At 60.8% G+C, this 2,766-nt stretch carries 2 protein-coding genes and 1 pseudogene; 1 reads left to right on the forward strand and 2 read right to left on the reverse strand.

Features of this window, described 5'->3' with window-relative positions:
• Positions 1-557 precede the first annotated feature (557 nt).
• On the forward strand, positions 558-767 hold the full coding sequence (locus AB4Z16_RS27920) for a cold-shock protein (protein WP_441514560.1): 210 nt from the start codon (positions 558-560) through the stop codon (positions 765-767).
• A gap of 152 nt (positions 768-919) precedes the next feature.
• Here AB4Z16_RS27920 and AB4Z16_RS27925 read toward each other — a convergent pair whose 3' ends face one another.
• Positions 920-2,371: an NAD-dependent succinate-semialdehyde dehydrogenase gene (locus AB4Z16_RS27925; RefSeq protein WP_441514561.1), complete on the reverse strand. Its 1,452-nt coding sequence runs from the start codon at positions 2,369-2,371 to the stop codon at positions 920-922.
• A 39-nt stretch (positions 2,372-2,410) separates the two neighbouring features.
• Positions 2,411-2,620: pseudogene (locus AB4Z16_RS27930) on the reverse strand (ABC transporter permease); the annotation flags it as partial.
• Positions 2,621-2,766 lie beyond the last annotated feature (146 nt).

Consider the following 2,766-nt stretch of genomic DNA (forward strand, 5'->3'; position numbering starts at 1 on the left):
AACGGATTGCCCTTGCGAGACCAGCACATCGACCTGACGCAGCTTTGCGACGATCTCTTCGGGCTTGTGGCGCTTCTTCGGCATATCGGTCCTCCTGTCTGCCAAAAGACATACTTCAGGGTGGACCAATTCAACGGGGGTGGATCAGTGCCAAATCGTCCGCAACCATGTTGGAAGCGCGGTGGGAAGCGTCAGCTTCCCGGAGGATCGAAATCAAACGATCCGGAATCGCTCGAACGCGTTGATCGACTTCGGTCTGACCCTCGCCAAGGTACTCGGCGCAGACGTTGATTATGCCGCCTGCATTCACGACGTAGTCCGGGGCGTATGCTTATCAGGGCGCATCGGTGCGACAACCCCGCCGCCAGGGCCTTCCGTCTGCCTGTCGGCTCGTGCGTTGGTCTCGCGAATATCCGGATCCTGGCTGTTGGTCATCGAGCGGCTCCAATGTGTGCTGCTAGGGAGACTGCGCCGAGATCAAGAAGTTCCTGCGCTAGTCCATACCTTGCCGAGAAAGTGACGTTGGCCCATGCTGGCGCTCCACGTTGGAGACGACTATGGCTAGCGGCACTGTGAAATGGTTCAACGAGACCAAGGGGTATGGCTTCATCACCCCAGATGGCGGCGGGAATGATGTGTTCGTTCATATCAGCGCGGTTGAGCGCGCTGGCCTGCGTGGTCTGAACGACGGCCAGAAAGTCTCTTACGAACTCGTTGCCGATAAGAGGTCAGGCAAGCAGTCCGCGGATAACCTCAAAGCCAGATAGCGCTCGAACTATCTGCCGATTTGCATGCGCCCGCCGCCACCAACCGGCGGGCGCTTCGTTTGTGTGCTGCGGGCGAAGGCCGCGCGACCCGCACCATGGCCAGGTCAACGACCGCGATCGCAACAATCTCACGAAGCCCGGAAGCTAACGGCCTATGCTCCGAGGCCTCCCATGAGCAAATATTTGATTTCGACGAACTCCTCGATGCCGTGGAGTGAGCCCTCGCGGCCGAGCCCGGATTCCTTGACGCCGCCGAAAGGTGCGACTTCAGTGCCGAGCATTGCCGAGTTGATGCCGACCATGCCGTATTCGAGCTCCTCTGCCACACGGAATGCTCGCCCGAGGTCCTTGGTGTAGAAGTAGGCCGCGAGCCCGAAGGGCGTATCGTTGGCAAGCGCCACGACCTCCTCCTCAGTCTTAAAGGTGTAGACCGGGGCAATCGGGCCGAAGGTCTCCTCGTTGGTAACGAGCATCTTAGTTGTGACTCCCGAGAGCACCGTCGGCTCATAGAAAGTGCGCCCGAGGCTATGTCGCCGGCCGCCGACCACGACCTTAGCTCCATGAGAGACGGCATCGGCGACATGACGCTCGACCTTCTCAATCGCCTTCGCGTTGATGAGGGGCCCCTGAACAACGCCGACCTCAGCGCCGTTGCCGACCTTGAGCTTTGCGACCTCGCCGGCGAACTTCGCCACGAACTCGTCATGCACTCCTTCCTGCACGAAGAGGCGGTTGGTGCAGACGCAGGTCTGGCCCATGTTGCGGAACTTCGCGGCGATGGCGCCCTGCACGGCCGCATCGATATCGGCATCGTCGAAGACAATTAAGGGCGCGTTGCCGCCCAGCTCCAGCCCAACCTTCTTCACTGTCGAGGCGGCCTGCTGCATCAGGAGCTTGCCGACCGGTGTCGAGCCGGTAAAGCCGATAAAGCGCACAGCCGGGTGGCTGGTCATGACACCGCCGATCGCGACCGCATCTCCCGTCACCATGTTGATAACGCCCTTCGGAAAGCCGGCGCGGATCGCCAGCTCCATCAGCGCCAGCGCTGTCAACGGGGTGTCGGGCGCGGGCTTGACCACGAAGGTGCATCCTGCGGCGAGGCCAGGCGCGCACTTACGGGTGATCATCGCTGCGGGGAAATTCCACGGCGTGATCGCGGCGCAGACGCCGACCGGCTGCTTCTGCACGATGATGCGCGAGCCCGGGAAAGGCGAGGGAATGGTCTCGCCGTAGATGCGCTTGGCTTCCTCGGCGTAGAACTCGACGAAGGAGGCGGCGTAGAGCACCTCGCCGCGCGACTCCACCAGCGGCTTGCCCTGTTCCGCCGTCATGATCTGCGCAAGGTCTTCCTGATTGGCGACGATCAGGTCAAACCATTTGCGAAGAATCTGGGAGCGCTCCTTCGCCTGCTTCTTTGCCCAGGGCTTGAACGCCCTCGATGCTGCCTCAACGGCCGCGGTCGTCCCGTCGATGCCAAAGCGCGGCACCTTGGCAAGCAGCTCGCCGGTGGCGGGATTGTCGACGGCATCGACACCCTCGCCGATCCATGAGCCGTCGACATGGCACTGCGACTTCAGGAGAGACGGATCATTGAGCTTGAGCATGGCAATCGCTGATTTACAGAAAGAAAGAAAGAAAGAGGGTCAGATGCTTGTCCGCGCAGAGCGCGAACGTAGCCACTCGACCCCGCCCATAAGGACGAGCGACAGCGCCACCATCACGGTTGAGGCCGCAGCAATGACGGGGGTCAGGTTGTAGTCGATGTCTTCGAATAGCTTTCGCGTGATCGTCTTGCCTTCGATACCTGATATGAAGAAGGCGACGGTCGCCTCATCGAAGGAGGCGAGGAATGATCCACCCCCGTTGAATTGGTCCACCCTGAAGTATGTCTTTTGGCAGACAGGAGGACCGATATGCCGAAGAAGCGCCACAAGCCCGAAGAGATCGTCGCAAAGCTGCGTCAGGTCGATGTGCTGGTCTCGCAAGGGCAATCCGTTGC

This window comes from Allobosea sp. TAF32 (assembly GCF_052113585.1).
In the GTDB taxonomy this organism is placed as follows: Bacteria; Pseudomonadota; Alphaproteobacteria; order Rhizobiales; family Beijerinckiaceae; genus Allobosea.